This is a genomic window from Bacillus sp. 3255 (genome assembly GCF_031456485.1).
In the GTDB taxonomy this organism is placed as follows: domain Bacteria; phylum Bacillota; class Bacilli; order Paenibacillales; family NBRC-103111; genus Paenibacillus_E.
On record NZ_JAVDUS010000006.1, the window covers coordinates 370,226 to 395,375 of the forward strand.

21 protein-coding genes are annotated in these 25,150 nt (G+C 53.2%); 15 read left to right on the plus strand and 6 right to left on the minus strand.

The window, feature by feature from the left end; translation table 11 throughout:
* Nucleotides 1-35 precede the first annotated feature (35 nt).
* From J2X61_RS12145 to J2X61_RS12165, 5 genes are all read left to right on the plus strand, one after another.
* Nucleotides 36-2,348 carry a helix-turn-helix transcriptional regulator gene (locus J2X61_RS12145; RefSeq protein WP_310188025.1) on the plus strand — a complete coding sequence of 771 codons (2,313 nt, stop codon included), beginning with the start codon at nt 36-38 and terminating at the stop codon, nt 2,346-2,348.
* 218 nt (nt 2,349-2,566) lie between these two features.
* Nucleotides 2,567-4,120 (plus strand): type 2 periplasmic-binding domain-containing protein, encoded by a 1,554-nt coding sequence (locus tag J2X61_RS12150; RefSeq protein WP_274469838.1) that lies wholly within the window; start codon nt 2,567-2,569, stop codon nt 4,118-4,120.
* Nucleotides 4,121-4,190: 70 nt separating this feature from the next.
* Nucleotides 4,191-6,362, plus strand: coding sequence for a glycoside hydrolase family 88/105 protein (locus J2X61_RS12155; RefSeq protein ID WP_310188027.1), 2,172 nt, complete (start codon nt 4,191-4,193; stop codon nt 6,360-6,362).
* A gap of 46 nt (nt 6,363-6,408) precedes the next feature.
* Nucleotides 6,409-7,077: a hypothetical protein gene (locus tag J2X61_RS12160; RefSeq protein WP_310188029.1), complete on the plus strand. Its 669-nt coding sequence runs from the start codon at nt 6,409-6,411 to the stop codon at nt 7,075-7,077.
* 21 nt (nt 7,078-7,098) lie between these two features.
* A complete protein-coding gene (locus J2X61_RS12165; protein ID WP_310188032.1) occupies nt 7,099-8,613 on the plus strand; it encodes a glycoside hydrolase family 28 protein in 1,515 nt (504 codons plus the stop codon).
* A gap of 57 nt (nt 8,614-8,670) precedes the next feature.
* Here the strand turns inward: J2X61_RS12165 and J2X61_RS12170 are convergent, their stop codons facing one another.
* From J2X61_RS12170 to J2X61_RS12185, 4 genes are read right to left on the minus strand one after another with little or no spacing between them, the layout of a single operon-like run.
* On the minus strand, nt 8,671-9,825 hold the full coding sequence (locus J2X61_RS12170; RefSeq protein ID WP_310188033.1) for a Ger(x)C family spore germination protein: 1,155 nt from the start codon (nt 9,823-9,825) through the stop codon (nt 8,671-8,673).
* On the minus strand, nt 9,822-11,408 hold the full coding sequence (locus J2X61_RS12175) for a spore germination protein (protein ID WP_310188036.1): 1,587 nt from the start codon (nt 11,406-11,408) through the stop codon (nt 9,822-9,824). Before J2X61_RS12175 ends, J2X61_RS12170 begins: the two co-directional genes overlap by 4 nt.
* Before the next feature lie 39 nt (nt 11,409-11,447).
* Nucleotides 11,448-12,563, minus strand: a complete 1,116-nt coding sequence (locus J2X61_RS12180; protein WP_274469833.1) for a GerAB/ArcD/ProY family transporter — start codon at nt 12,561-12,563, stop codon at nt 11,448-11,450.
* Between the two features lie 21 nt (nt 12,564-12,584).
* A complete protein-coding gene (locus J2X61_RS12185) occupies nt 12,585-12,827 on the minus strand; it encodes a hypothetical protein (RefSeq protein WP_274469832.1) in 243 nt (80 codons plus the stop codon).
* A gap of 175 nt (nt 12,828-13,002) precedes the next feature.
* Between J2X61_RS12185 and J2X61_RS12190 the strand changes: the two genes are divergently transcribed.
* The 4 genes from J2X61_RS12190 to J2X61_RS12205 all read left to right on the plus strand — a co-directional run bounded on the left by J2X61_RS12190 (nt 13,003) and on the right by J2X61_RS12205 (nt 16,892).
* The gene (locus tag J2X61_RS12190; RefSeq protein ID WP_310188038.1) at nt 13,003-13,254 is read left to right on the plus strand and encodes a hypothetical protein; all 252 of its coding nucleotides are present in this window, start codon (nt 13,003-13,005) and stop codon (nt 13,252-13,254) included.
* 151 nt (nt 13,255-13,405) lie between these two features.
* On the plus strand, nt 13,406-14,557 hold the full coding sequence (locus J2X61_RS12195) for a Gfo/Idh/MocA family protein (protein ID WP_310188040.1): 1,152 nt from the start codon (nt 13,406-13,408) through the stop codon (nt 14,555-14,557).
* Nucleotides 14,558-14,575: 18 nt separating this feature from the next.
* Nucleotides 14,576-15,664: a Gfo/Idh/MocA family protein gene (locus tag J2X61_RS12200; protein ID WP_310188042.1), complete on the plus strand. Its 1,089-nt coding sequence runs from the start codon at nt 14,576-14,578 to the stop codon at nt 15,662-15,664.
* 325 nt (nt 15,665-15,989) lie between these two features.
* Nucleotides 15,990-16,892: a DMT family transporter gene (locus J2X61_RS12205; protein ID WP_274469828.1), complete on the plus strand. Its 903-nt coding sequence runs from the start codon at nt 15,990-15,992 to the stop codon at nt 16,890-16,892.
* Between the two features lie 256 nt (nt 16,893-17,148).
* On the opposite strand, the gene J2X61_RS12210 is transcribed toward J2X61_RS12205, so the two are convergent.
* On the minus strand, nt 17,149-17,280 hold the full coding sequence (locus tag J2X61_RS12210) for a hypothetical protein (protein WP_310188043.1): 132 nt from the start codon (nt 17,278-17,280) through the stop codon (nt 17,149-17,151).
* A gap of 470 nt (nt 17,281-17,750) precedes the next feature.
* Nucleotides 17,751-19,538, minus strand: coding sequence for a methyl-accepting chemotaxis protein (locus tag J2X61_RS12215; RefSeq protein ID WP_310188044.1), 1,788 nt, complete (start codon nt 19,536-19,538; stop codon nt 17,751-17,753).
* Between the two features lie 283 nt (nt 19,539-19,821).
* Between J2X61_RS12215 and J2X61_RS12220 the strand changes: the two genes are divergently transcribed.
* The 6 genes from J2X61_RS12220 (at nt 19,822) to J2X61_RS12245 (ending at nt 24,844) form a co-directional block, all read left to right on the plus strand.
* A complete protein-coding gene (locus J2X61_RS12220; RefSeq protein WP_310188046.1) occupies nt 19,822-20,835 on the plus strand; it encodes a sulfonate ABC transporter substrate-binding protein in 1,014 nt (337 codons plus the stop codon).
* 41 nt (nt 20,836-20,876) lie between these two features.
* Nucleotides 20,877-22,061, plus strand: coding sequence for an FMNH2-dependent alkanesulfonate monooxygenase (gene ssuD / locus J2X61_RS12225; RefSeq protein WP_274469825.1), 1,185 nt, complete (start codon nt 20,877-20,879; stop codon nt 22,059-22,061).
* A complete protein-coding gene (ssuC, locus tag J2X61_RS12230) occupies nt 22,030-22,812 on the plus strand; it encodes an aliphatic sulfonate ABC transporter permease SsuC (RefSeq protein ID WP_310188048.1) in 783 nt (260 codons plus the stop codon). The genes ssuD and ssuC overlap by 32 nt, the downstream gene beginning before the upstream one ends.
* A 15-nt stretch (nt 22,813-22,827) precedes the next feature.
* On the plus strand, nt 22,828-23,607 hold the full coding sequence (locus tag J2X61_RS12235; RefSeq protein ID WP_274469823.1) for an ATP-binding cassette domain-containing protein: 780 nt from the start codon (nt 22,828-22,830) through the stop codon (nt 23,605-23,607).
* A 149-nt stretch (nt 23,608-23,756) separates the two neighbouring features.
* Complete coding sequence (locus tag J2X61_RS12240; protein WP_310188050.1) at nt 23,757-24,542, plus strand: sugar phosphate isomerase/epimerase family protein; 786 nt, start codon at nt 23,757-23,759, stop codon at nt 24,540-24,542.
* Between the two features lie 53 nt (nt 24,543-24,595).
* Nucleotides 24,596-24,844 carry a hypothetical protein gene (locus J2X61_RS12245; protein WP_310188052.1) on the plus strand — a complete coding sequence of 83 codons (249 nt, stop codon included), beginning with the start codon at nt 24,596-24,598 and terminating at the stop codon, nt 24,842-24,844.
* The last annotated feature ends 306 nt before the right edge of the window (nt 24,845-25,150 follow it).

The following is a 25,150-nucleotide window of genomic DNA, read 5'->3' on the forward strand; positions in this document are numbered from 1 at the left end:
TATCATCAGAGATCTGCATGGAAGGTGGACATGCTTTGCCGAACCGAAGAGGAAGCTTTTACCGGAATAGTTTGGTCTTGATCATGTTAATTGCCGCCATTCCCGGCATCGGGATGGGGCTTGTTACATATTGGACCGTGACGAATAAAATCGAGGGCGAGCTGCAGCGCCTGCATCACAATAAGATTATTCAACAGGAGAAAAATATCGAAGCGCAATTCGCCAACCTGGAGATGACCTTCTCGCACTGGGCGTTCGAGCCGAATCTGGGAGCCAAGCTCAAAAATTTGAGCTTCGCGGCCGATTACGAGCAAGTTCACGAGCTGTACCGGACCTTGTTGATCATCGAAGGCTCCAGTCCGTTAATCGAGAGGGCTTCTCTCTACATGGGAAGTCCCCGTCCGGTCGTTATGAATAAGGAAGGCTACGACTACCAGACGAATCAGGAAGCGCTTGATCAATATCAGGCCTTAATGAAACGGGACAAATCGATTTATTGGATGGATGCTGCGGGGATTCCGGGCACACCGAAGAATACGAACGGGACGACGCTGGCTCTGGTCAACAAGCTTCCCGGCGGACCGACGGAGCCTTATGGGCTGCTGATTGCATCACTGAACAAAAACCGTCTGGAGGAACAGCTGAAAACGCTTAATCCTCTGGGTGAAGGTTCGACCCTGCTGTTAAGCGGAGACAACCAGTGGAAAATCTCGTCAGGCGGCCAGTGGACAGACCTCGACGCCGCATTGGAGAACGAATATCAGAGCCGCGGCTCCAAAGAGGATTCCTTCCTGTTCTCCTATGAGAAATCGGTCTATTCCGTCTCCATCAGCCAATTCACCCGGCTGGGAACGACGTGGGTGTTCCTCTCGGCAGCACCGCTATCAAGTATTACGTCGCCGGTTTTGTTAATCTCCAAAGTTATTATTTTCGTCAGCCTCGGCGGCCTGCTGCTGGCGCTTCTCCTGTCGTGGATGGGTTCGCGGCGCATCTATTCCCCCTTGGAGCGATTGTTCGGCAAGCTGAGCGGAGGCCATGGCCGGGACGGGAACCGCAACGAATTCGAGTGGATCGAGATGAAATGGGACTCCCTGACGAAGGAAGGCGAGAAGCTCCGGAGCAGGCTGGATCTTCAGCTTCCTCTATTGCGGGAAGGCTTCCTGATGCAGCTGGTTCAGGGATATTTGTTCGAGCTTACCGAGGTCGAAGTTCAGGAGCGCTCCAAACAGCTTGGCCTTGATATGGAGAACAAGCAGATCGGGGCTATGGTTGTACAGATGCGCGGCTTGAACTGGGAGAAAGGCGCGAGGTTCGCCAAGGGCGACGAGGAGCTGGTTGCCTTCGCCGTAGGGAATATCGCCGCGGAATTGGGAGAGAATATGGGCATTCGGTGCGATGTTCTGAACTTCCACGATTGCTCGCTGGGGTTGTTCTTGACCATGCCGCAGGAGTGGGAGGCGGAGCGCAGCAAAGCGTGGATGCGGGAATTCGGGGATGAGATGCTGCAGATCATCCAGAAAATTTTGAAATTGCAAGCCGTCGTCGTGATGGGCAATACGACGACCCAGATCAGCCATGTGCCGTATTTATTCGATGAAACGAGACAATTGCTGAATTACTGGGACCTGCACAACAGCAACGAGCTCATCGATGTGGTGCAGTTCCACCAAACCTCCAGCCAGCTGGCGTTTCCTTATAATTTTATGCTGGAGAAAGAATTGATTCACGCCATTCGGATCGGCTCTGAAGAGGAAGCGCTCAAGCTGGCGCGGCAATTCATGGACGAGCTGACGTCCGCCGGCTTGAAGAAGCTTGTCATTCAGCAGGGGATCAATCAATTGCTGGGAAGCATTCAGCATACGATGCTGCAGTCGGGTATTAATCCGATCCCGATGTTCGAAGGCGCGAACCTGTTCCAGGAGTTGAACGCGCTTAATGAGCCTCATGAGATGCTCCGGTGGTTGGAAACGCGCGTGGTCGGCACTTATGTCCGCGAGCATGCGGGCAGGCAGGATCTCCAGATGAAGCAGTTCATTGAGAAGGTGATGCTCTACATTCAGGAGAATTACCGAACGAATCTGTCCCTGGAGTCTTGTGCCGAGCATTTCAACACTTCCCCGTATACGCTTAGCCGGGCTATCAAGCAAGTGTCGGGCATTAATTTCATCGATTATTTGACCAATCTTCGCATCACGCAGGCCAAAGAACTGCTGCGTACGACGACGATGAAGATCAATGAGATTGCCGATCAAGTCGGCTACCAGAATACGTACTTCAACCGTATTTTCAAGAAAGTCGAAGGCGTATCCCCAGGTCAATACCGAGAGATGATACAGAAAGACCAATAGCCGGTAATGCCGCTTACAAGCCTGTTACGAACCGCAAAACAGCCGCTGTAGGCGGTTTCTGCTGTCTGCGCAAGGAATGAATACCGTGCAACAAAGGATAATTCCCCGATTACGAGGGGCTGCAAGAAAGTTTGGTTGTCGGGAAGAGGAACATCCCTTAAAGTGTGAATCACAGCTCGGAACCATTTTATAGAACATGATTAAGGGGATGAATCAGAATGACATTTCAAGTCAAAAAGAAAGCTGTGCTCGGGTTGAGCGCCATGCTGATCGCCGCAACGGCGCTTACGGCTTGCGGAGCCAAATCTAACAATACGCCAGCGGCTGGAGCAGGCAGCGATAATTCACCGCTCGATGTCAGCATTATGACGATTTTGCTCAGCGCTAACCCGCCGGCAAATGACAACGCTATCAAGCAAGCGATCGAGAAAGCAACGAATTCCAAAATGAACATTCAATGGGTATCGGCTAACAGCTATCCCGACAAATTGAACGTTACACTCGCATCCGGGGACATTCCTGAGCTTATTTATATTCCCGATCCGTTCACTTCCGTATTCCGCGGGATGGTCCAGCAGGGAGCGTTCTGGGATATCAGCGACTACATCAAAGATTACCCGAACTTGAGCAGCAAGATTTCCAAAACCGCTTGGGACTTGACCAAAATGGACGACGGCAAAAACTACTCCATTCCGCGTCCTCGTCCTACCGAAGGCGATACGTTCTTTATTTTCCGCAAAGACTGGCTGGATAACCTCGGGATGAAAGTGCCGACGACGACGGATGAATTGTACCAAGTGTACAAAGCGTTCACGGAGAACGATCCGGACAAGAACGGTAAGAAAGATACGATCGGTCTTGCGATTAATGCGACGAACGGCGGGGATAAAGTTTCCGATACACTGGGTCAAATTGAGAACGCCTTCGCCGCCTCTAATGGAGACTGGAAATGGCAGAACGACCAGATGGTATTCAAATCGTTCCTTCCGGAAGAGCGCAAAGCGTTGGAATTCGTCATTAAGCTGTATCAGGAGAAATTGATTCCGGAGGATTTCGCCGCTCTGAAACCGAGCCAAGTGAAAGATATCGTGAAAGCCGGTAAAGCAGGCGGTCTCGTCGATAAAACGGGAACGGTCGTGTCCGACTACTTGAACGATCTCAAAAAGATCGATACGAAAGTGAAAGAGACGGATTTCTACCCGGCTACGAACATTAACGGTTACAATCCGAAAGGTCCAGGCTTCTCCGGCGTACTGGCGATTCCGAAAACCGTTAAAGAAGATAAAATGAAGCGTATTCTCAAAATGGTCGATACTTGGATGAACGACGATGTATTCGCTATCCAAACTTATGGAATTGAAGGTGTTGACCATACCGTGAAAGACGGCGTGAAAGTCGTTGACTCTAAGAAATTGGCGGATGACGGCGGTCCTGATTTCAACCAAATCGTGTATGTAGCGGACCCTTACGCAAGTACAGTGAAAAACTTCTTCCAGAAAGATACGCAAGAATTGTACAAAAAAGTGCAGGACGAGCGTGCCAAAACGAGCCAAGCGGATATCAGCATCGGTCTGTACTCCCCGACTGCTATGCAATACTTGCCTGAGCTGCAGAAGAAAGTGCTTGATATGAAAATCAAAGTCATCCTGGGCAAAGAATCGATCGCCGGATGGGATGAATTCGTGAACAAGATGAAAGCGGACGCGAATGTTGTGAAAATGAGCCAAGAACTGACGGATGCTTACAAGAAGCGTCTGGCTGCCGCCAAATAAAAAAAGCTCGACCGGCTCCCGCGCTTAGGTGTGGGAGCCTTTGTCTTACAGAAGAGAGGAGAAGTCTGCCATGACGTATTTTGAGCCGAATGAATCCGTATTTAATAAGCAGTTTCACGATGTGGAAGGGACGCTCCGCACGATCGCGCAGCGCTATATCGGGGCGAATCCCCCGCATCCGTATGTTTATCGGTTATTTAGCAAGGATGGTTTCACGCGTATTCACGATTACAGATATGTGATGGACTTCCAGGACCGCTGGGACCAAATGCGCTTAGGCGAGTATGTGTACGCTTGGGCCAAGCTTTGGAGCGATCAGCCTGCGGAGCTTAATTTCGGCATTAGCTGTTATAGTTCCACGCATATTTATGTGAACGGAGTACGCGTATTTGCCTCGAACATATCCGATGAAATGGCGCCGGAACGGAAGAACGTCTTCCGTGCGCAAATGAATAAGGGCTGGAACGAGTTCCTGCTGCAGTTCGAGAAAACGGCGAATGGCTGCGGCGGTGTGTTCGGCACGGGCTCGTACAAAAATTTCCCGCTGCACTTCATCTGCCCGACGCCGGGGCGGGACGGCCAGGAGGGCTGGGTGTACTCGGAGCCGACGATGGCGGATGCGCAGCAGATGCTGGCCGAGGGATTAAAGGAATCAGGCGGACTTACCCAGTGGCTGCCGAATCTTGGCTGGAGCGAGGAGGCCCGCCAAAGCGGCGTGTTCGCGCGGCTGTTCGGTGCGGAGAGCGGCCGCACGGCCATTGCCTGGACGAAAGCGCGCAGCACGGTAACGCGCGAGAAGCCCGCCCGCTGGATAGGGAAGCACGACGGCGCCTTGAAGCTGTATGTCAACGGCACCGAAGTGTATGCCGCTGCTCAAAGCGCCGAATTCCAGGTGGATATCCCGCTGAGCTTCGGCGATAACGACATCGCCGCATATAGTGTGTGTACAGGCGGCAAATGGGGATTCGAATTGGAGCCTGCACAAGAGGAATCGGGGCTGTCTCTGACGCCGCCTTTTCCGGTTGAAGGCTTGAAGGACAACTGGCTGTATCTGGGGACTTTCGCTAATGAGCACATCCCGGCTGCGGAAGAGCTCCCGGTGTTGAACCGCGTCTATAACGACGGCCGGGAGGGCACCTATTGGAGAGCCGATCTGCCGAATACTTGGGTTAGGCCTTATTTGGAGAATACGTTGTTCGCCAAATGGAACTACCCGCTTGGGGTCACGCTGTACGGTCTGATGCAGACGGGAGCGGCCATCGGGCGCAGAGACTACATCGATTACGTGCTTCGCCATGTGGAGCAGAGCGCATCGTTCGACGAATATGCACTGTGGGACGGCAAGCAGTATGGCGCGGCAGGCATCAACAATCAGCTGGCTCTGATTGATTCTTTGGATGACTGCGGCTCCTTCGGCGCTACGATGCTCGCTGCGCTGGAGTACGGGAAGGTCGAGGGTTCGGAGCAGGTGGCCGCCCGAATCGCCGCGTACATCGCCCGCGTCCAAGACAGGCTGCCGAACGGCGCCCTTTACCGGGTGCGCGGCAGCGTCGATTTCATGAAAGATACGCTGTGGTGCGACGATCTGTATATGAGCGTTCCGTTCTTATACAGGTACTCTGCGTACGCCCAGGATGCTTCTTACATGGAAGACGCAGTCAAACAAATTCTCCTGTATAAGGAGTATTTATATATGCCGGATCAACAGATCATGTCGCACGTGTACGATTTCAAAAGCGATCGGCCGACGTTGGTTCCATGGGGCCGCGGCAACGGTTGGGTGCTGTTCTCGCTTGCCGAGCTGTTAGGCGCACTGCCTCAAGAGCATGCGCACAGGGAAGCTCTGCTTGTTTTCTACCGCGAGCTATGCGAGGGCTATCTGCGGCTCCAAGGGGCAGGCGGGCTATGGCATCAGGTGCTGACCGATCCGACTTCGTATGAGGAGACCTCTTGCACCTCCATGTTTATGTATGCTTTCGCCAAGGGTATTCGGAACGGTTGGCTGCTCCAGCCTGAAGCTTATGTCCATGCGGTGATGAAAGGCTGGGAAGGTCTTACGAAAATAAGCATCGATAAGTTCGGCAATGTATACGGCGTTTGCCGAGGCTCCGGTTATTCGTTCTCCGGACGTTATTACCGGGACGAGCTGCCGTGGCTGCTGAACGATACCCACGGTATCGGGATCGTGATGCTGGCCGGCGTGGAGGTTATGCAGGTGCAGCGTTTCCTGAAAGAGAAATAGAAAGAGGAAAAGAACGAGAAGAGGAAGGATAGGAGGCATCTACCATATGATCAAACGAATGATGTACCGGGCTGAGTGGGTGCAAGGTCAGGAGTCGGCCGGTTTGGAGGCATTGAAATCAAGCGCCCAGGCCCAAGAGCGCGTAGCGAAGGGGGAGCTCATGACGGCGGCGGCGTTCTCATGGCGTAACAATCTGTTCCTCTACTACGAATGCATAGACGGCGAACTGCCGCCGGAGGAGGTTGCCGGAGCCGCTACCCCCTACTTGAAGGACTGGCCGGGGCAAGCCGAACCGCGCAAGTGGATTGGCATGATCGACGTATTTCACTTCAACGAGCCGGCAAGCACGGAACATTGGCTGCGCAAGCAGCCGGTCGAACGCCGGGCGGGCCGGGTCGCTTTCCTGAAGCCGGAAATGATGAGCAGCTACATCTATTATCATTATCAGCTTCAAGAGGAGCGGGCTTTCTTCGGAGACAAATATGAAATTATCGCTATGCACGAGAATTTGCTCTTCGGCTACCAGGAATTTCCGAAGGTCGTCGAAGAGCCGGTTGTGCCAGGGCGGCTTCATACGAAAGGAACGCCTGAGAACTGGAACGATTCGCGAATGGATCTCCATTTCCAGCCATGGGAAGACGGATATTTATATTTCAAACAGATCGATCAAGTATTTGCGTATTATATCGGCGATGCAGGCAAAGAAGGGGAATAGGGGAAGGAGACTGTGTAAGGCATGATCGTGAACATTAAAGATTATGGCGCTGTCGGCGACGGCGTCGCCAAAGATACGGCGAGCATTCAGCAAGCGATTGATTATTGTGCGGAACAAGGCGGAGGGACGGTCGTCGTTCCGAAAGGGGAGTTTCTATCGGGGACGCTGTATCTTCGCTCCTATGTAGAACTGCATCTGACACCGGCGGCACGGATTGTCAGCTCCATGGAGGAAGCGGACTTCATTCTGCCGTCCGGAGCGGAGGCGCTTGAACTGAGCGAGGGACAAGGCAGCCGGGCACTCGTATGTGCGAGGCATGCGGTGCATATCGGTGTCACCGGTCTGGGCACGATCGACGGCAGAGGCGAGCAATTCCTGGAGCCGGAGGATGGCGTGAGCGATTATGTGCTGCAGCCGCTCGGCGGCTTCCGTCCGAAGCTGATCGACTTCGAAGGCTGCACGAATGTCGTCTTCCGCGACGTTACCTTGTACCGGGCATCTTCCTGGGGGCTGCATATGACCGGATGCAACCGGGTTACCGTCGACGGCGTGAAGATTCTCGGCCAAGTCCGCGGTCCGAATAACGACGGGATCGACCCCGATTGCTGCAAGGACGTACATATTTCCAATTGCCATATTGAAACGGGCGACGACTGCATCGTGATCAAAACGACCAAGTACGGCGCTGAGCGTTATGGTGCTTGCGAGAATATTACGGTGACGAATTGCACGCTGCAATCCCATGACTCGGCGATTAAGATCGGAACGGAAACGCACGCCGATATTCGCAATATCGTGGTGACCAATTGTGTGATCCGCAATTCCAACCGTGGCGTCGGGATCTGGGTTCGCGACGGGGCGACCGTAGAAAATATGCTTTTCTCCAATCTGCTGATCGAAACCCGATTGTTCAGCAACGAGGAGGAAATTCAGCGTACGCTCCGTTGGTGGGGCAAGGCTGAGCCGATCTTCATGACGGCGGAGCGGAGGAACGTGCCGAACGCGCCTGCGCCTGGGAAAATTCGCAACATTCGCTTCGATCAGGTGCTTGCCGAAGCGGAAGGGTGCATCTACATCGAAGGGTCCGAAGATAGCGTCATTGAGGGGATTTCGCTCCGCAATGTGAAGACGACCTTGCGCAAGCTCAGCGGCTATACCGGTGGTGTGTTCGATACGCAGCCATCTGCGCGCGGGGTGTTCCCGCATCCTATTCCGGCGATCTTCCTCCGGCATGCGCAGGACGTCGTACTTAGCGATGTGGAAGTGAAGTGGGGAGATGACCGCAATGTCAATTGGTCCAATGCCTTGTACGGTGAACACCTGGAGGACCTGCACGTCCAAGGGTTCAAGGGGAAAGCCGCTAATGAAGATCTGTCCGTGATGGAGCTGCATCATGTTCAAGGCTTCGTGCTCGAAAGAACGAGAGCTTTGGCTGGGACCGGCACGTATTTAGTGCTGCGGGACGTCGATGCTTCGATGAGCAGCATGGAAGGTAACGATTTCTCCAAGGCCGCAGCGGGCATTCGCGTTGTGTAAGATTCGGCCCCTAGCCATTTCTTGGCTTAGGGGCCTCTCTTTTTTCGCCGTCCGCCCTCATTCCTTGGAAAATGGCTTACCCGCATCTTGGCCGGAGTTCGTGACCTGTACCTTCACCTGGATGTCGAACCGGCTTTTCGCGAAATGCTCCTCCCAATCCGGTTTCAGTTTAAACCATACGGCGGGATCTTTTCTGTATATCTTGTTCCCGATTCCGATCAAATCGAGTTTGGCCTTTTGCAAATCCGTAATCGTCTTGCGCAAGTTATTCTCCACATAGTCGCTGATCCGTTGCTCCAATCGTCGGCCGTCTTCTTTGGTTGCCATAGGCGAGCATCTGATTTCTCCCAGAGACCCCTTAATCTTAATGGAAACTCGGGAGAGCACTTTGTCCCCTTTGACCTGCGGCGTCACTTTTCCATTCAAGGCAATAACCTCAAGCGCCTCGTGTATGTTATTTTCCGGCTCTCCGCAAGGATATTCGATAACCCCGCTTTGATATTTATTCAGCATCATCAGGAGCGATTCGACATCGGCAGGAGTCATGAACTGATTCGTCATTTTCTCATCTTTAATTGCCGCAATTCCGGCGACGGACGCGATGTTGGGTTTATTATTAATTTGAATTAAGGGCAGCATGGCGACACCTGTTTCGCTTTTTAATTGATTGGCCAGATCCAGCAGCGGCACTCGGGTAGTTTTGGCGGAATAATGGGCGGCGGAATCGACCATGCGCCGGATTTGCTGGCCGATCGTGCTTTCGATAAACGGCTTTATATTGAGCACTTCCTTGGCCGGACCTTTGGCAATGAGGACAAATACCGTTTCTCTGGGCTCGTGGTCGCGCATGAAGTAATCCATTACTTCCGTAATGCCTTTCTCTTTGGCAAATTCTTCTCCGAACAGGATGGCCCGGAAATGGTCCCATTTGGCCTTGCGCCCGAAATGAATCGGAATATCGCGGACCGCCTCGAAGGCAGTATCGCCTACCGTCTGAATGCTCACCCCTCTTTGTCTTGGCGGTGTATTACTCACCGCTTCACCGCCGGAGGGCAAATAGAAATGGGTGGTCAGCTCGATCTTCCCTTCTTTGCTCAGATCAACGGCAACGGCTTGGACAAAGCCGAATTCCGTCAATTCCGCTTTATTCCAGCAGCCGGTTAACAGGAACAGCAGCGACAGGCAGGTCATCCCCGCGATACAAGATTTCATCGGCCTTTCCCCCTTTCCCCGTTTTTCTTATGAAGGTGCCGGTTGCGCGGGTTGTGAAGGAGCATTTTGCGGGGAATACGGATGAAAACATCCCGCCATTGCTCGACTCGCAGCGGGGCAATAGGGGTGAAATAAGGCTGCCCCAGGGAACGTAAACAGCATAGATGGAGCAGTATCCACAAGATACCGGCCATGACCCCAAAGCCGCCTAAGGTAACGGCGAGAACCATTAACGGGAACCGCAGAATGCGCAGGGCGATGCCCATGTTGTATTGCGGCAGAGCGAAAGAAGCGATGCCGGTTAAGGACACGATGATGACCATGACGGGCGAGGCGATTTTGGCTTGAATCGCAGCCTGCCCGATAACAAGCGCCCCGACGATGCTGACGGCCGAGCCGATCGGCCGCGGCAGGCGGATACCGGCTTCCCGCAGCAGCTCGAAGAAAAATTCCATCAGGAGCGCCTCGATAAAGGCAGGGAAGGGAATGCCTTCTCTGGTATCCAAGATAGCGAGCAGAAGCACCGTCGGAATTAATTCGGAATGAAAAGTAGACAGCGCGATATACGTACTTGGCAGCAGTAAAGCGATGAGAAAAGCGACGACGCGTATCAGACGAATCAAGGTTGAGAAGATCGACCGATGGTAATAGTCTTCGCTGGAAGAGAAGAACTCGAAAAAGGTAACGGGGCAAATTAAAACCGTTGGCGTACCGTTAACCATGACGATGATTTTGCCGTCCATCAGCGCAGCAACGGCCGTATCGGGACGTTCCGTATAGCGTACGGCGGGGAAAGGAGAAAAGGTGCCTTCGCCGATCCATTCCTCCAAATAGGAGGTTTCCAGAATTTCCTCCTGATCGATATCCGCTATTCGCTTCTGAAATTCGCTTAAGGTCTCCGGGTCGACGGCTCCGTTCAAGTAACAGTAAGCGATGTTCCGTTTGGACTCTGCCCCGACCGTCAACATTTCAACTTTGAGATTGGCAGATTTCAACAAATTGCGAATGAGACCGACATTGCTATCGAGATCCTCGATGGTGCTCACATGAGGTCCCTGTACGACCGGTTCGGTGACGGGCTCCGTAATTTGTCTGGACGTTAGTCCAAGCGCTTCATAACTCAGCGCCTTGTCCCATTGATCGAAGAAGATGATTATATTCCCGCTTAGAATCCGGCTGACGGCATCGTCGAAATGCTCAAGTACGGAAGCGCTTTGCGCGGAAACCCCATTACGATTGAAGAAATGCATGATCTGCTCAGGAGTTACCGTATCCGCCGGTCCGATTTCGTGATCGACAAGATCCTGAAGAGACTCTTTCATATAATTGACTTGCTTATTTTGAACCAGCGTTCCCAAATAGACGGACAAAGCGGTATAAGCCAAATTGGGTCCATAGCTCCAGGTATGATAAACGAGGTCATAACAATTGAGGAAATATTCCTCCACTTTTTTTCGATTTAAATCCAAATTTTTGGAAATGGATGGCATGATACCGTTACTTTCTTGTGCCGGTTCCATTGCCGCTTGATTGGATTGGGACGAGGTGTATGACCTTCTCTGATTGAAAAATTTCAGTTTCATCTTAGGTCCCTCTCTTGCTGTGTTGTGGTCGGGATGGACTCAGGTTTCCAGCCCGCTGCGCTTGGTGAACCGATTCTTCACACAAGACACGAGTGCAAGGAAGAGAAGCGGGACGGTGGAAACCGTGATGCTCATCAATGGCCGGGTGACGGAAACATTTTCAGTGAATTCGGATTGATTGGCGTACATTGTAAGAGATAGAAAGAAGGCCGTCCAGGCTACCGGATAAGTCAGGATGCGGTAGTCGCGGAGTCCTGTCAGTTGAGCGATTCCCAGTGTGAGGCTGAACAGGATAATCGAAGTCTTCATGTAAGAACCGACAATTAAGGTGATGCCGACCAGCATTTCGACCCTTTCTACGACGTCCCCTACGCTTATCATGCGTGCCAGTTGGTAGAGGGAAAACTTGATATGCCCTGCCACATTCCCCAACACCATTGTGCTGCAAAGTGTAACAACGATTAGGCTGCCAATGGCCAACAGATAAGCAATGGCTGCCGTGCTGCCGAATCGGCTGCGGTTCTCTTGGCGCATGAAGGGAAGAAGCATCGAGAGAAAGATGACATCGGCGAAGGGAAAGCTGGACGAAATATAGACGCCGTGAAGGACCGGCTTCCACCCCTTGGGCAGGACGGGAAGCAAATATTCCGGATGATACAGCGGTAAAACCAAGAACAAGACAATGACGACCGAGATGCACATGACGATGAGCAGGAAAGTGAACATGCGCGCCATCACTTCGATGCCGGCCTGCACGGTCATGGCGGCCGTAAAAACGATAACGATATTAAACGCATACACCGGCGTCTCCTTCATCATCGTCGATGTGAAGAAATTGCCGATATCGGCGACCATATTCGGAAGCAGGATCAGAGGCATGCACAGGAAAGGGATGAGGATGATAGTTCCTATCGGACGTCCTAGAATTTGTTTTGCATATTCAACCAAAGTCATTTCCGGATATTGCCGATGCAAATAATAAATGCAAGCAAGGCCCAGCCACCCGAACCCGCTGGACATGATAAGGGAAATCCAGGCTCCGTTATGGGCCACGGCCAAGATAGGCTGCGGGATATTGACGATTGCTGAGCCGGTTATCGTTATGATGAACAAAAACATCAGCTGCCATAGAGAGATTTGCTCTTTTTTGTTCATGTCATACTCCTTCGACAGGGGTTAGGATGGAGCTTTGAGGTATTCGACAATTTTATGTGCCGGAGCCGAGAATACCAGATTGAGCAAATCGTTAAAATTGAACCAGTCTTTCCCGAATATAAATAGAAAGGCGAGATAGCCAGCCGCAAGCGTCGCTGCGGTATAGACGATCGTTTCCCGCCGCGACGCTTTTTGCAACTTGCCGAAATCGGCCGACAGAAGCTGCGCTGTAATGATCAGCAAGATGATAATTCGTTCAAGCATTGGGCATACCCGCTTTACAATGGTAGTTTGCATTTGTAGTTCTGGTTATCATTTCCTTGGAAGGGCTGGAATATTCGACAACAAAAATTATCAAAGCCAAGCACAAATTGTATCATTTGAAAGCGTGTCCATTCTCACTACAATTGGATTATTACGTAATGGGGGAATGCATCCTATGAAGTTCTGTTTATACGACACCAAATATGACCGGATCATCCTCATCGAAAACAAATTTGCTGCCGCTTTATCCATGAAGGAGAAGTTCGGGATGAGTGTGGATATAGCCGTTCTGCCGCTGCTGTCCAAGGATCAGTATCTGGCAAGTCCACCTTCCTTTCGCGGGGAAGTGAACGGGCGGTTTTATTTGTTATACGATATTCCTGGCTTTACCGAGAAAAAGTACGGTCAAGTGATCATTCACGAATAGACAGATCCGTTCGCACATTGCCGGCTCATCCGAGCCGGCTTTTCGATTTGCCCACCGCAAAGTAACGGTATTTTTGAGCAAACTAGCGTCACAAATGAAAGCGCGTTCTTGGTATGCTTAGAGCAACCAATAGAGATGGAGTGTGAAGACCATGTTAAAGGTAGCCATTATCGGCGCAGGCGCGATCTCCAAAGCGCATATTGAAGGATATCTGCAATTCCCTGAACGATGTCAGATTGTTGCGATAAGCGATATTTATGTGGACAAGGCGCAGGAGCGCATCGACCAGTTCCAGTTGTCCGCACGGGCGGTCAAGGACTACAAGGAGCTGCTGCAGGAGGAGATCGACCTCGTTTCGATCTGCACACCGCCTTATACGCATGCGGCATTAGCGACGGAGTTCCTGGAAGCGGGTTCGCATGTCATGGTGGAGAAGCCGATGGCTTCGTCGCTCGAAGAATGCGACCAGATGAATGCGGCAGCTAAGCGAACAGGCAAAATCCTGTCGGTTGTGGCACAAAACCGTTTCAAAACGCCGATGATGAAAATGAAGTCGGTTCTCGATAGCGGTCTGATGGGTACAATCGGGCATGTGCAGGTGGACTCCTTCTGGTGGCGCGGGCATTGCTACTATGATTTGTGGTGGCGCGGCACTTGGGAGAAGGAAGGCGGCGGCCCTACGTTGAATCATGCCGTGCATCATATCGATGCGCTGCTATGGATGATGGGCAGCCCTACGGAAGTTCAAGCTTTCATGAGCAATGTGGCTCATGATAATGCGGAGGTTGAAGACTTGTCCATCGGCATGCTGCGGTTTGCGAACGGCTCCTTGGGACAAGTGACTTCCTCTGTTGTGCATCACGGCGAAGAGCAGCAGCTCATCTTCCAAGGGAGCAAAGCGCGTGTATCCACACCATGGAAGGTCAAGGCATCCAATTCGACGGCCAATGGCTTCCCGGAGCCGAACCGTGAGCTTGAGGCCGAGCTGCAGGCCTTCTATGACAACCTGCCGGAAGTGGTCTATGAAGCGCATGCCGGCCAAATCAATGACGTGCTGACGGCGATTGAGACAGGCGTGCCTGTGCTCATCGACGGAATAGCCGGACGCCAAACGCTTGAACTCATCACAGCGATTTATAAATCCGCTAGCACAGGGGAACTCGTGAAGCTTCCGTTAACGAGCGAAGACGCGTTCTACACAAGAAGCGGCGTTCAGGCGAACGCGACACACTTTTATGAGAAGACAACATCCATCGAAAACTTCGCGCCCCAGACGATTACGACGGGCAGCAATTACAAATAGAAGAGGAGTTCAGCAACTATGCAAAAGAGTGACGGAATGAACTACGCACCACAAGGAAATTTCAGGACCGTTTGTGAGCCGGGGGAATTTGTTTTTGCTGCAGCATGCTTGGATCACGGCCATATTTATGGCATGTGCAACGGACTGCGGGAAGCGGGAGGACAGCTGAAATGGGTGTATGATCCGGATCCGGCGAAGGTGGACAAATTCGTCAGCACGTATCCCGAGGTTCAAGCGGCCGGCTCGCTGGAGGAGATTCTGCAGGATGAGCAGGTGAAGCTTGTAGCGGCTGCGGCTATTCCTTCGGAGCGCGGACCGCTGGGGCTGCGCGTTATGGATAGCGGCAAAGATTACTTCACGGACAAGGCGCCGTTCACAACGCTCGAGCAGCTGGAGACGGCGCGTGCGAAGGTGGCTGAGACCGGGCGCAAATATGCGGTTTATTACAGCGAGCGCCTGCACGTAGAGAGCGCAATTTATGCCGGGCAGCTCATCGAGCAGGGCGCGATTGGACGCGTCGTGCAAGTGATCGGTCTCGGACCGCACCGGATGAATGAGAAGAGCAGACCGGATTGGTTTTTTGAGAAAGAGAAGTTCGGCGGCATTCTATGCGATATCGGCTCCCACCAGATCGAGCAGTTCCTCTTCTTCACCGGTGCGAAGGATGCCCAAGTCGTACACAGCAAAGTCGCCAACTACCAGTACCCGCAGTATCCGACATTTGAAGATTTTGGCGATGCGACGCTAGTCGGCGACAATGGTGCTACCGGTTACTTCCGCGTAGACTGGATGACGCCGGACGGTCTATCCACATGGGGAGACGGCCGCATGACGATCTTGGGTACCGAAGGCTATATCGAGCTTCGCAAATATGTGGACATTGCCCGCGATCAATCGAGCAACCATGTTTACCTGGTCAATCGGGACGGGGAGCAGCATTTTGCAGTGAACGGGAAGGTCGGCTTCCCTTACTTCGGCCAGCTCATCTTGGACTGTCTCCACCGCACCGAAGTTGCGATGACGCAAGAGCATGCCTTCAAGGCGGCTGAATTGTGCCTGATTGCGCAGCGCGATGCGATGAATATTACAGACTTGGCAAGGCGGTAAAATAGCAAAGAAGGCTGCTTCCTGACGAATTGGAGGCAGCCTTTGGTCGGTTAGGCGGGATTCACATTTTCATACACTATCTCCACATTTCAATACCCTATCTCCACATTTCAATATCCTATCTCCACATTTCAATAACTAACTCAACTCCACATTTCAATACCCCATCTCCACATTTCCATTTCAATAACTAACCCATCTCCACATTTCCATAACCCATCTCCACATTTCCATAACCCATCTCCACATTTCCATACCCCATCCCCTTATAATTTGGTATGATAAGAAACATGGAACGATAACCATTCAAGGAGACTACAGAGAGATGTCAGACCGTACTGTTCTATGGAAGCTTTGGGGAGTGTCGCTGTTATGGGGCTTCAATTATGTTGCAAGCGCCTATTTGCTGCGGGATTTCTCGCCGATTTTTTTGTCATTCGCCCGTTTAGTCGTCATGTCGCTTTTTCTAATTTCCGTGGCTCTAATTAACAAATCGATACGTAGGCCGACCTCCCGGGAGTGGGGATTGCTGCTGTTCGCCGGTATTTTCGGCACGCTGATCAACCAGCTCTTCTACTTCACGGGGCTGCAGCACTCAACTGCGGGTAATGCCGCACTTATCATCGCTTTATCGCCGATTGCCACGACACTGTTATCCCGTCTGTTTCTAAAAGAAGAAGTAACCGCAACGAAGCTTACAGGAGCGGTTGTTGCGCTTGCAGGTGTGGTGTGCATCGTGCTATACGGCGGGAAATCGCTGGGGATTTCCAAAGGAGATATTTACTTGCTGTTGGCGATGCTGGGCATGTCAGCCAGCTTGCTGTTCATCCGGAAGCTGACAACGGGGATGAGCTCGTATGAAGTGACCATCTATTCAACGGTGATCGGGACCATCATGATGTCGCCGGCTGTCGGAGTTGAGGCATTTCAAGGGAACTTTCATTCTAGTCACCAATGGCTGACCTGGCTGCTGCTCATTACGGTGGCCGTCATCGGCCAAGGTTTGGCGGGCTTCTGGTGGAACCAAGGCATCGCCGTCGTCGGTCCGTCCACGAGCTCTATGTTTATGAATATTCCGCCGTTCATCGCGATTATCGTCAGCTTTTTCCTGCTCGGCGATCCGATTCGCGCTGCTCAGATCGGCGGAGGCATCCTGATTCTGCTCGGCGTCGCCATCGCCAATATGAAGCGGCGTCAGCCGGTGGAGGCACGAGCGCGGACTTTGTAATTGTCGGTAAAGAAGGAGCTAAGCTGTTTATACGGCTTGGCTCTTTTTTGATCTCTGCCCCGTAAGCTCCCGCGTTGCGTTGCACATCCTATCGGTGAAAGGGAAATACAGTTCGCTATTTCACCAAGAACCACCCATTCTGCGGATGAAGAGGAAATACGATTCGTTATTAAGCGGTTTTTCGCAGAATTTGAAGGAATAACCGCGAAATAAGGTCTTACACTTCCGCTTCCTCCCCCAAATCTCCTTCTTGAGGCTAAATAACGAATCGTATTTCCGTTAACTTGCTGGTGAGGGAGGTGCGGCCGTATAGCTGCAGCTGTACAGCCGTGCCGTTGCTGCACTGCGTTGCGCTGAGCCGCGCGAGCGGCGCAAAGCTGCACAACATTGAGCTGCGCCGCACAAGCTGAGCAATCTGCACCACATTGAGCTGCGCTGCATAAGCTGAGCAATCTGTACCACATTGAGCTGCGCTGCATAAGCTGAGCAATCTGCACCACATTAAGCTGCACAACTAGCCGCACTGGAATAACTGGAAAAACTCCAGTTATTCCAGTGTCCAGGCAGCCCACTGGACGGAATAAAAGGAATCTCTCCATCTAAAATTAGCGATTGACGAGCCTTACTGCAATTTCTCGTGAAATTAGCAGGAGAATTTCCAGTTATCGCCTCAGTTGAAGGGGGAAATGGAGGAAATAACTGGAGAAATTCCAGTTACGCTTCATGCGGCGCTCGCTCCGCGCCCCCCGCACCCCCGCGCCAACCACAAAAAAACTTCCCTCTAGGTCCATAGGACCAGAGGGAAGTCATCTAACTCGCGTCTCAACACAAAAGACGCAGCTCCGTGGAGCTTTATGGCTAGGCGATACGGAAACGGGAAAGAATTTCCTGCAGCTCCTCCGCCATTGTGGACAATGACTGCGCAGCAACTTTCACTTCGCCGGTCGTTTCCAGCTGATCGACGGCAGATTGCGAAACGCCCTGCGAGGAATCGGCCGTTTGTCTGGCGATGGACGCGACTTGCTGGACGGAAGCCGTAATCTGCTGAGCGCCTGCCGACATCTGCTCGGAGGTTGCGGCCATCTCCTGAATTTGCGACGCCACCTGATTGGTGGATTGTACGATTTCGCCGAAATTTTGCTCGGTTTTCTGAACGAGCTCAATGCCCGTTTGCACTTCGTCTTTCACCTGGCTTAACGCATGGCCGGAGTCGTGCACGGTTGTTTGGATGTCCGCAAGCAGAGAGGAGATTTCAGCCGAGAATTGGCCGGATTGCTCGGCCAACTTGCGCACTTCGGAGGCGACGACGGCGAAGCCGCGCCCCTGCTCGCCGGCACGTGCCGCCTCGATAGCGGCATTGAGAGCGAGTAGATTCGTCTGCTGGGCGATCTCTTGAATCGACTGCAGGATATGCCCGATTTCTTGCGATTTGCGCTCAAGCTCAGTCATGACCTGATCCGTCTGGTGCACGGACGCGTGAATCGATTCCATCTGCTGCACCGTGCTCTGCACGTACGTTCCGCCGGCCTCGGCTTGCTGCTTCGTCCATTCGATCGACTCGGCGATGGACGAGGCGCTCTCGGCCATCCGGTAGATGCCGGAGCCGACTTCTTCCATGGAGCGGGACGTTTCTTCCATCGTCAACGTTTGCTGATCGGCGCCGGATGCGACTTCTTTAACGGTCTGCGTGATCTGCTCCGATACCTCCTGCATGTCGACGGAGCTTGCGCGCAGCTGCTCTGCCGAGGTGGAGACACTTTGGGCATGCCCGCTTACCGTTTGAATCATGGTCCGCATGTGCTCGGTCATTTGAGCGAAGGATGCGTCAAGACCGCCGATCTCATCCTGTCTTTTCAATGGCACATAACGAACGGACAGGTCGCCTTCGGAAATGCGCTTCGCCGCGGCACTCATCGAGATAATCGGTTTGGAGACGTGGCGCGCGATCAGGAACGAGATGATCAGTCCCAGTGCGATAGCAATCAAACTAAGCGTCATATTCCAAGTCACGCCGTCTTGATAAGATTGATCGACTTCGGCAGACCAGCCTTCCGCATTCTCTTGAATACGTTTGGTGAACGATTCAATCAGCAAGGAACAGCTGCCGAGATTGGTGTCCGCGAGTTGAATCATCGCCATGCCTTCGGCGCCATGCTTCTCAGCCGCTGCGAGCGTTGCCGGAAACACACTTGCATATTGCTGCCATTGATCTTTGAATACTTTCAGCATCTGAAGGTCCTTCTCGCTCTGGAAAATCCCGTCCAGGAGTTGGACTTGCTTTTGAATGTCATTGAATAAGCTCTGTGCCCTTTCGGTGGGCGAGGATGTCGTTTCTTCCTCCAGCATCCCGGTTCCGCTTAGGTTCTCCTTCGTTTTATCTTCCATATTGAATTGAAGACGCAGCATTTGATCGTCGAGACTTTTCAAATCGAAATTTAAATTGCCAAGCAGGATCACAGAGGGAAGCCCTTTTTCGGTCGTTTGTTTAGCTGCCGCACTCATCGACTTCATTCTCAATTGAGAGGACACGCTAATTGCCGTAAGAAGCAATAAAACAACGACAAAACTGCAGAGCAGTTTCTTGTAAAGCGTCATTTTGGTCAACCTTGTCAAACTGGTGATTCTTGTGAATTTCGTCAAATCCATTTCTGTCCAGCCTCCGAAGTTTTTCTTTTTTTTGTAAGGGTCATGTTTTCCCTTTTGGGTAAATTATCCTATGTTTAATTTCGGCGAATAAAGTCGAAAATGTTATACCTAAAAAATAGATTGACGAATAAGGGGAATGTTGGTAAATTAAAACCAAGTAAAAACATCAGAATAATTATGTATCGACCGGACCACCGGAGACACAGGCTAATCATCCATAACGGGATTGCTGTGTCTCTTTTTTGTTCTGGTTAGATTCAAATAAAGAAAAGGGGTTTTGCACATGAAAAAACATGCATTCGTTACTTTCGCCTTATCCGCTCTGCTCGTTACGGCGTTAACCGGCTGCGGATCAGGCGCCAAGCCTGCGGCAGGCGCGGCCGATTCCAAGGCACCTGCGGCGGCGAAGGCCGAAGAAGGAAAAGGTAAAAGCACGACGCTCCGCATCGGCTACCAGAAATACGGGACGGTGAACTTCCTGAAGGCTAACGGCGAGCTCGATAAAGTGCTGAAAGAGAAGGGCATCTCCGTGCAATGGACGGAGTTCCCAGGCGGACCGCAGCTGCTCGAAGCGATGAATGTCGGCAGCATCGATGTCGGTCATACCGGCGAGGCGCCGCCGATATTCGCGCAGGCGGCAGGCACGCCGCTCGTTTACTTAGGGCATGAACCGGCGAGCCCGGCCAGCGAGGCGATCCTTATCCCGGAGAAGTCCGACATCAAAACCGTTGCCGACCTGAAAGGGAAGAAAGTCGCCCTGAACAAAGGCTCCAACGTGCATTATCTGTTAGTCAAACAGCTGGAGAAGGCGGGCTTGAAATATGAGGACATTCAAGTGGCTTTCCTGCCTCCGGCAGATGCACGGGCTGCGTTCGAGAAAGGCAGCGTGGATGCTTGGGTCATCTGGGATCCGTTCTTCGCAGCTGCCGAAACATCGGCGAAGGCGAAGATTTTGGCGGACGGCAAAGACACCGTAGCGAACCACGAATTTTATCTTGCCACCCGCTCGTACGCGGAGAGCAACCCGGATACGGTGAAAACGATTCTGGAACAACTGGCCAAGGTCGACGCCTGGTCCAAGGATCATCCGAAGGAGCTCGCCGAAACGTTGTCGCCGCAGTTGGGGATTGACGTTCCTTCCTTGGAGCGTGCAGCTAAACGGAGAACGTACGGGATTCAACCGATCGATGAGGCATTGCTTGCCGAGCAGCAGAAAATTGCCGATACGTTCTTCAAATTGGGCTTGATTCCGAAAGAAATCAAAGTGAAAGACGCCGTATTGCCGGCTGCGAAATAGTTTCGAGCTTAAACTAATACCGATAAAGGGAGACGATGAAGATGGAAGTATTCTGGTTTATTCCGACACACGGAGACAGCAGATACATGGGGACTACGAAAGGGGCGCGCGCAGTCGATTACGACTACATGAAGCAGATTGCGCAAGCGGCCGACAGACTCGGCTACGGCGGCGTTCTGCTGCCTACGGGGAGATCCTGCGAAGATGCTTGGGTTGTCGCATCATCCTTGATCCCCGCAACGGAGCGGCTGAAATTCCTCGTTGCCGTCCGTCCGGGCTTGATGTCGCCGACGCTTTCGGCCCGTATGGCCTCCACCTTCGACCGGCTTTCGGGCGGCCGGCTTCTAATTAATGTCGTGACCGGCGGCGATGCGCAGGAGCTGGAAGGCGACGGCTTGTTCCTGGATCACGATGCCCGTTATGAGTTGACGGATGAATTCTTGCACATCTGGCGAAAGGAGCTGGCCGGCGAGCAAGTGGATTTCACCGGTGAGCATTTGCAGGTCAAAGGCGGCAAAATCGTCTATCCGCCGCTTCAAGCGCCATATCCTCCGCTTTACTTCGGCGGTTCGTCGCCGGCAGGTATTGAGGTTGCGGCCGACCATGTGGACATGTATTTGACATGGGGGGAGCCGCCGGCTCAAGTGGCGGAGAAAATTAAGACCGTGCGCGAAGCCGCTGCCAAACGCGGCCGCACGGTGAAATTCGGTATCCGCCTGCACGTCATCGTGCGCGAAACTTCCGAGGAGGCGTGGGCGGATGCCAACCGGTTAATATCTCATTTGGATGATGAAACGATTCGCTCCGCGCAGCAAATATTTGCCCGTATGGACTCCGAAGGCCAGCGCCGCATGGCGGAGCTGCATGGCGGAGACCGCACGAAGCTGGAGGTCAGTCCGAATCTGTGGGCCGGTATCGGGCTCGTTCGCGGCGGAGCGGGCACCGCATTAGTCGGCGATCCGGAAACGGTAGCCGCCCGCATGAAAGAATATGCGGATCTAGGGATCGAGACGTTCATCTTCTCCGGCTACCCGCACTTGGAAGAGGCTTACCGGACGGCGGAGCTGCTGTTTCCGCATCTGCCGCTGAAGACTGCCGTGAACCGTTCGAAAGAAACAGCCAATTACGTTAGTCCGTTCGGTGAGCTCATTGCTAATACGGAGCTGCCGAAGCCGGCGAAGGGGGTTTCATCCGATGCCAACCAGCCTGTCAAAGTCTCTGGGTAAAGGGCTGCTCCCTTGGGCGCTGCCGATCGTGCTGATTGCTTTATGGCAGCTGTTGGGACAATTCGGGATTATTTCCACGCGCATTCTGTCCACGCCATCGGCTGTTCTTGCAGCAGGTATTCATTTGGCCGAAAAAGGGACGCTATTCGATTATATCGGCGCCAGTTCCAAGCGGGCTTTCCTCGGCTTTGCCATAGGCGGCAGTATCGGCTTCGCACTTGGTCTGATCAATGGACTTCTTCCTATCCTAGAAAAAATTACGGATACCTCCGTCCAAATGCTGCGCAATATCCCGCATCTGGCGATGATTCCGCTGGTCATTCTGTGGTTCGGCATCGGCGAGGAAGGCAAGCTTTTTCTCGTGGCGTTTGGGGTGTTTTTCCCAATCTATCTCAATACGTTTCATGGCATCCGGTCGGTCGATCCCGGGCTCATCGAGATGGGCCGCGTCTACGGGCTGCGCCACATCCATTTGTTCCGCAAAGTCATCGTTCCCGGCGCGCTGCCCTCGATTTTGGTGGGCATACGCTTCTCCTTAGGCATTATGTGGATCACGCTGATCGTGGCGGAGACGATCTCCTCCAGTTCGGGTATTGGCTATATGGCAATGAATGCCAGGGAATTTTTGCAGATGGACGTCGTGATTCTTAGTATTCTTGTGTATGCATTGCTCGGCAAATTGTCCGATTATATGGCGAAGCTGTTGGAACGCGCTTGGCTCCAGTGGCATCCTAATTTCTTGAAACCGTAGAGGAGAGTGGACACCATGACGGAGACTAAAGGCCTTCGGCTGCAAGTGAAACAGGCGGCGAAGCAGTTTGGCGCAAAGCAGGTGCTGCACGAGATCGAGCTTGACGCAGCGCCAGGCGAGTTCATTGCGATTGTCGGGCGCAGCGGATGCGGCAAAAGCACGCTGCTGCGGCTGATCGCAGGATTGGATAAACCGTCCGGCGGTCAGATCGAGCTTGACGGACAGCAGGTGAAGGGGATTCATGCGGATACGCGCGTGCTGTTTCAGGACGCCCGCTTGCTGCCTTGGAACCGAGTACTGGCGAACGTGCAAGTAGGCGTAAGAGACGGCTCACGCTGGAGAGCGGAGGAGGTTCTTAAGCAGGTGGGGCTGGCGGACAGAGCGAAGGAATGGCCGGGGGTGTTGTCCGGCGGGCAGCGCCAACGCGTCGCTCTGGCCCGCGCACTGGCCGGGCAGCCGAGATTGCTGCTGCTCGATGAGCCGCTCGGCGCGCTGGATGCGCTGACCCGTATCGAGATGCAGCAGCTCATCGAGCGCCTCTGGTTTCAGCAGAAGTTCACGGCATTGCTTGTGACGCATGACGTGTCGGAAGCTGTGCAGCTGGCGGACCGCGTCATTTTAATAGAAGAAGGCAGGATTGCCTTGGATGTGAAAATTTCGCTTTCGCGCCCGCGCGTGCGGGACAGCGGGTTCGCTTATTTCGAACAGTTGATTCTGGATCGCATTCTGGTGAAGGAGAATCGTCCCGAATTGGCGGAAATTCCTCCAGCGGGCAAATATGCCTTCTCCATCTAGGCGATATGAACACGCTAGTGCGGCAATATGCTGCGTTAACGTGTTTTTTCGTGTTAATTTGGGAAAAAGCAGGAAAAAAACGGGAGCGCGGGAGGAATTCCTGATTTCAGCACGAAAAGTATCCATGAGATCATAAAGGAGGGAATCTGATGAAGTTACACTTGTTTCACGCCCTTTGGGGCATGACCGGCTCGCTTCGCGAGCAGTTGAACCGTGCGAAGGATCACGGCTACGAGGGCATCGAGGCGCCATTGCCAAGTGTTGAGCAGGAGAATGAGTTCAAAGAGCTGATGGAAGAGCTTGGGCTTGCTTACATTCCGCAAATTTTCACGGCGAATGAGGAATCTTTTGCCGAGCAGGTTGAGAGGGCCAAGCAGTTCTCGCCGGTTATCATTAATAGTCACAGCGGCAAAGATTATATGTCCGAGGATGTGCAGTATCGTTTTTTTGAGCATGCGCTGCGTGTCGAGAAAGCGTCCGGCATTCAAGTCGGCCATGAGACGCACCGCGGGCGCATCATGTTCACACCGCGAGCGACGGCCGGCGTGCTGAGACAGTTCCCGGATCTGAAGGTGACGGCTGATTTCAGCCATTTCACCTGTGTGTGCGAGTCGATGCTTGCCGACCAGGGCGAGGACCTCGCGCTTATTATGAGCCGGGCGCTGCATATTCACGGCCGGGTCGGCTTCGAGGAGGGCCCGCAGGTGCCTCATCCTGCAGCTCCGGAGTTTGCCGGACATTTGCAGCAGTTCGAAGCATGGTGGAATGAGATGTTCCGCAATAGCATTATCACCGCGCAGCCCGTCGCAACGTTCACACCGGAGTTCGGTCCTCCGGGCTATATGCCGACTCTGCCATTTACCCGCCAGCCTGTTGCCGACTTGTTCCAAGTCAACCACTGGATCGCGGAGCGCATTCGCCGTACATACGCGTAGAAGGATCCCCAGCCATGTTTGTGGCTGGGGTTTTTGTTTGCGCGGGGGCGGTGGTGCCTGCCGCGAGTGACGCTGCGCGCGAAGGCGGGGAGAGCGTGCCGGCGGGCGCTCGTGCTGGAGGGGCGCGAAGGCGGGAGAGCGTGCCGGTGGACGCTCGTGCTGGAGGGGCTGGGCGAGCGCTGCGCGCTAACGGACACCACGGCCGCTATTCGCGCGCAAATCGGCGCGACGCGATTCTAACGGACACGGGAGCCCTTATTTGCCGGTTTCGAGGCAAATTCATGCCCGATGACGCCAAATAGCGTCGCCGGTGTCCGTTAGAATTCCGCGCCGGCCCGAATTCGCGGAATAAGGTCCGCTGTGTCCGTTGCTCGCCGATGAGCGGGCGGATGGCAGCTGTGGCCGTGCGGACTGGGAGCGAGCGGCCACAGGGAGTCGCTGCGTTGTTGGCGCCGCCCGCACGGGTGCCGTTCCCCGCCGCGCCCGCGCTAACGGACACCACGGCCGCTAATTGCGCGCAAATCGGCGCGACGCGATTCTAACGGACACGGGAGCCCTTATTTGCCGGTTTCGAGGCAAATTCATGCCCGATGACGCCAAATAGCGTC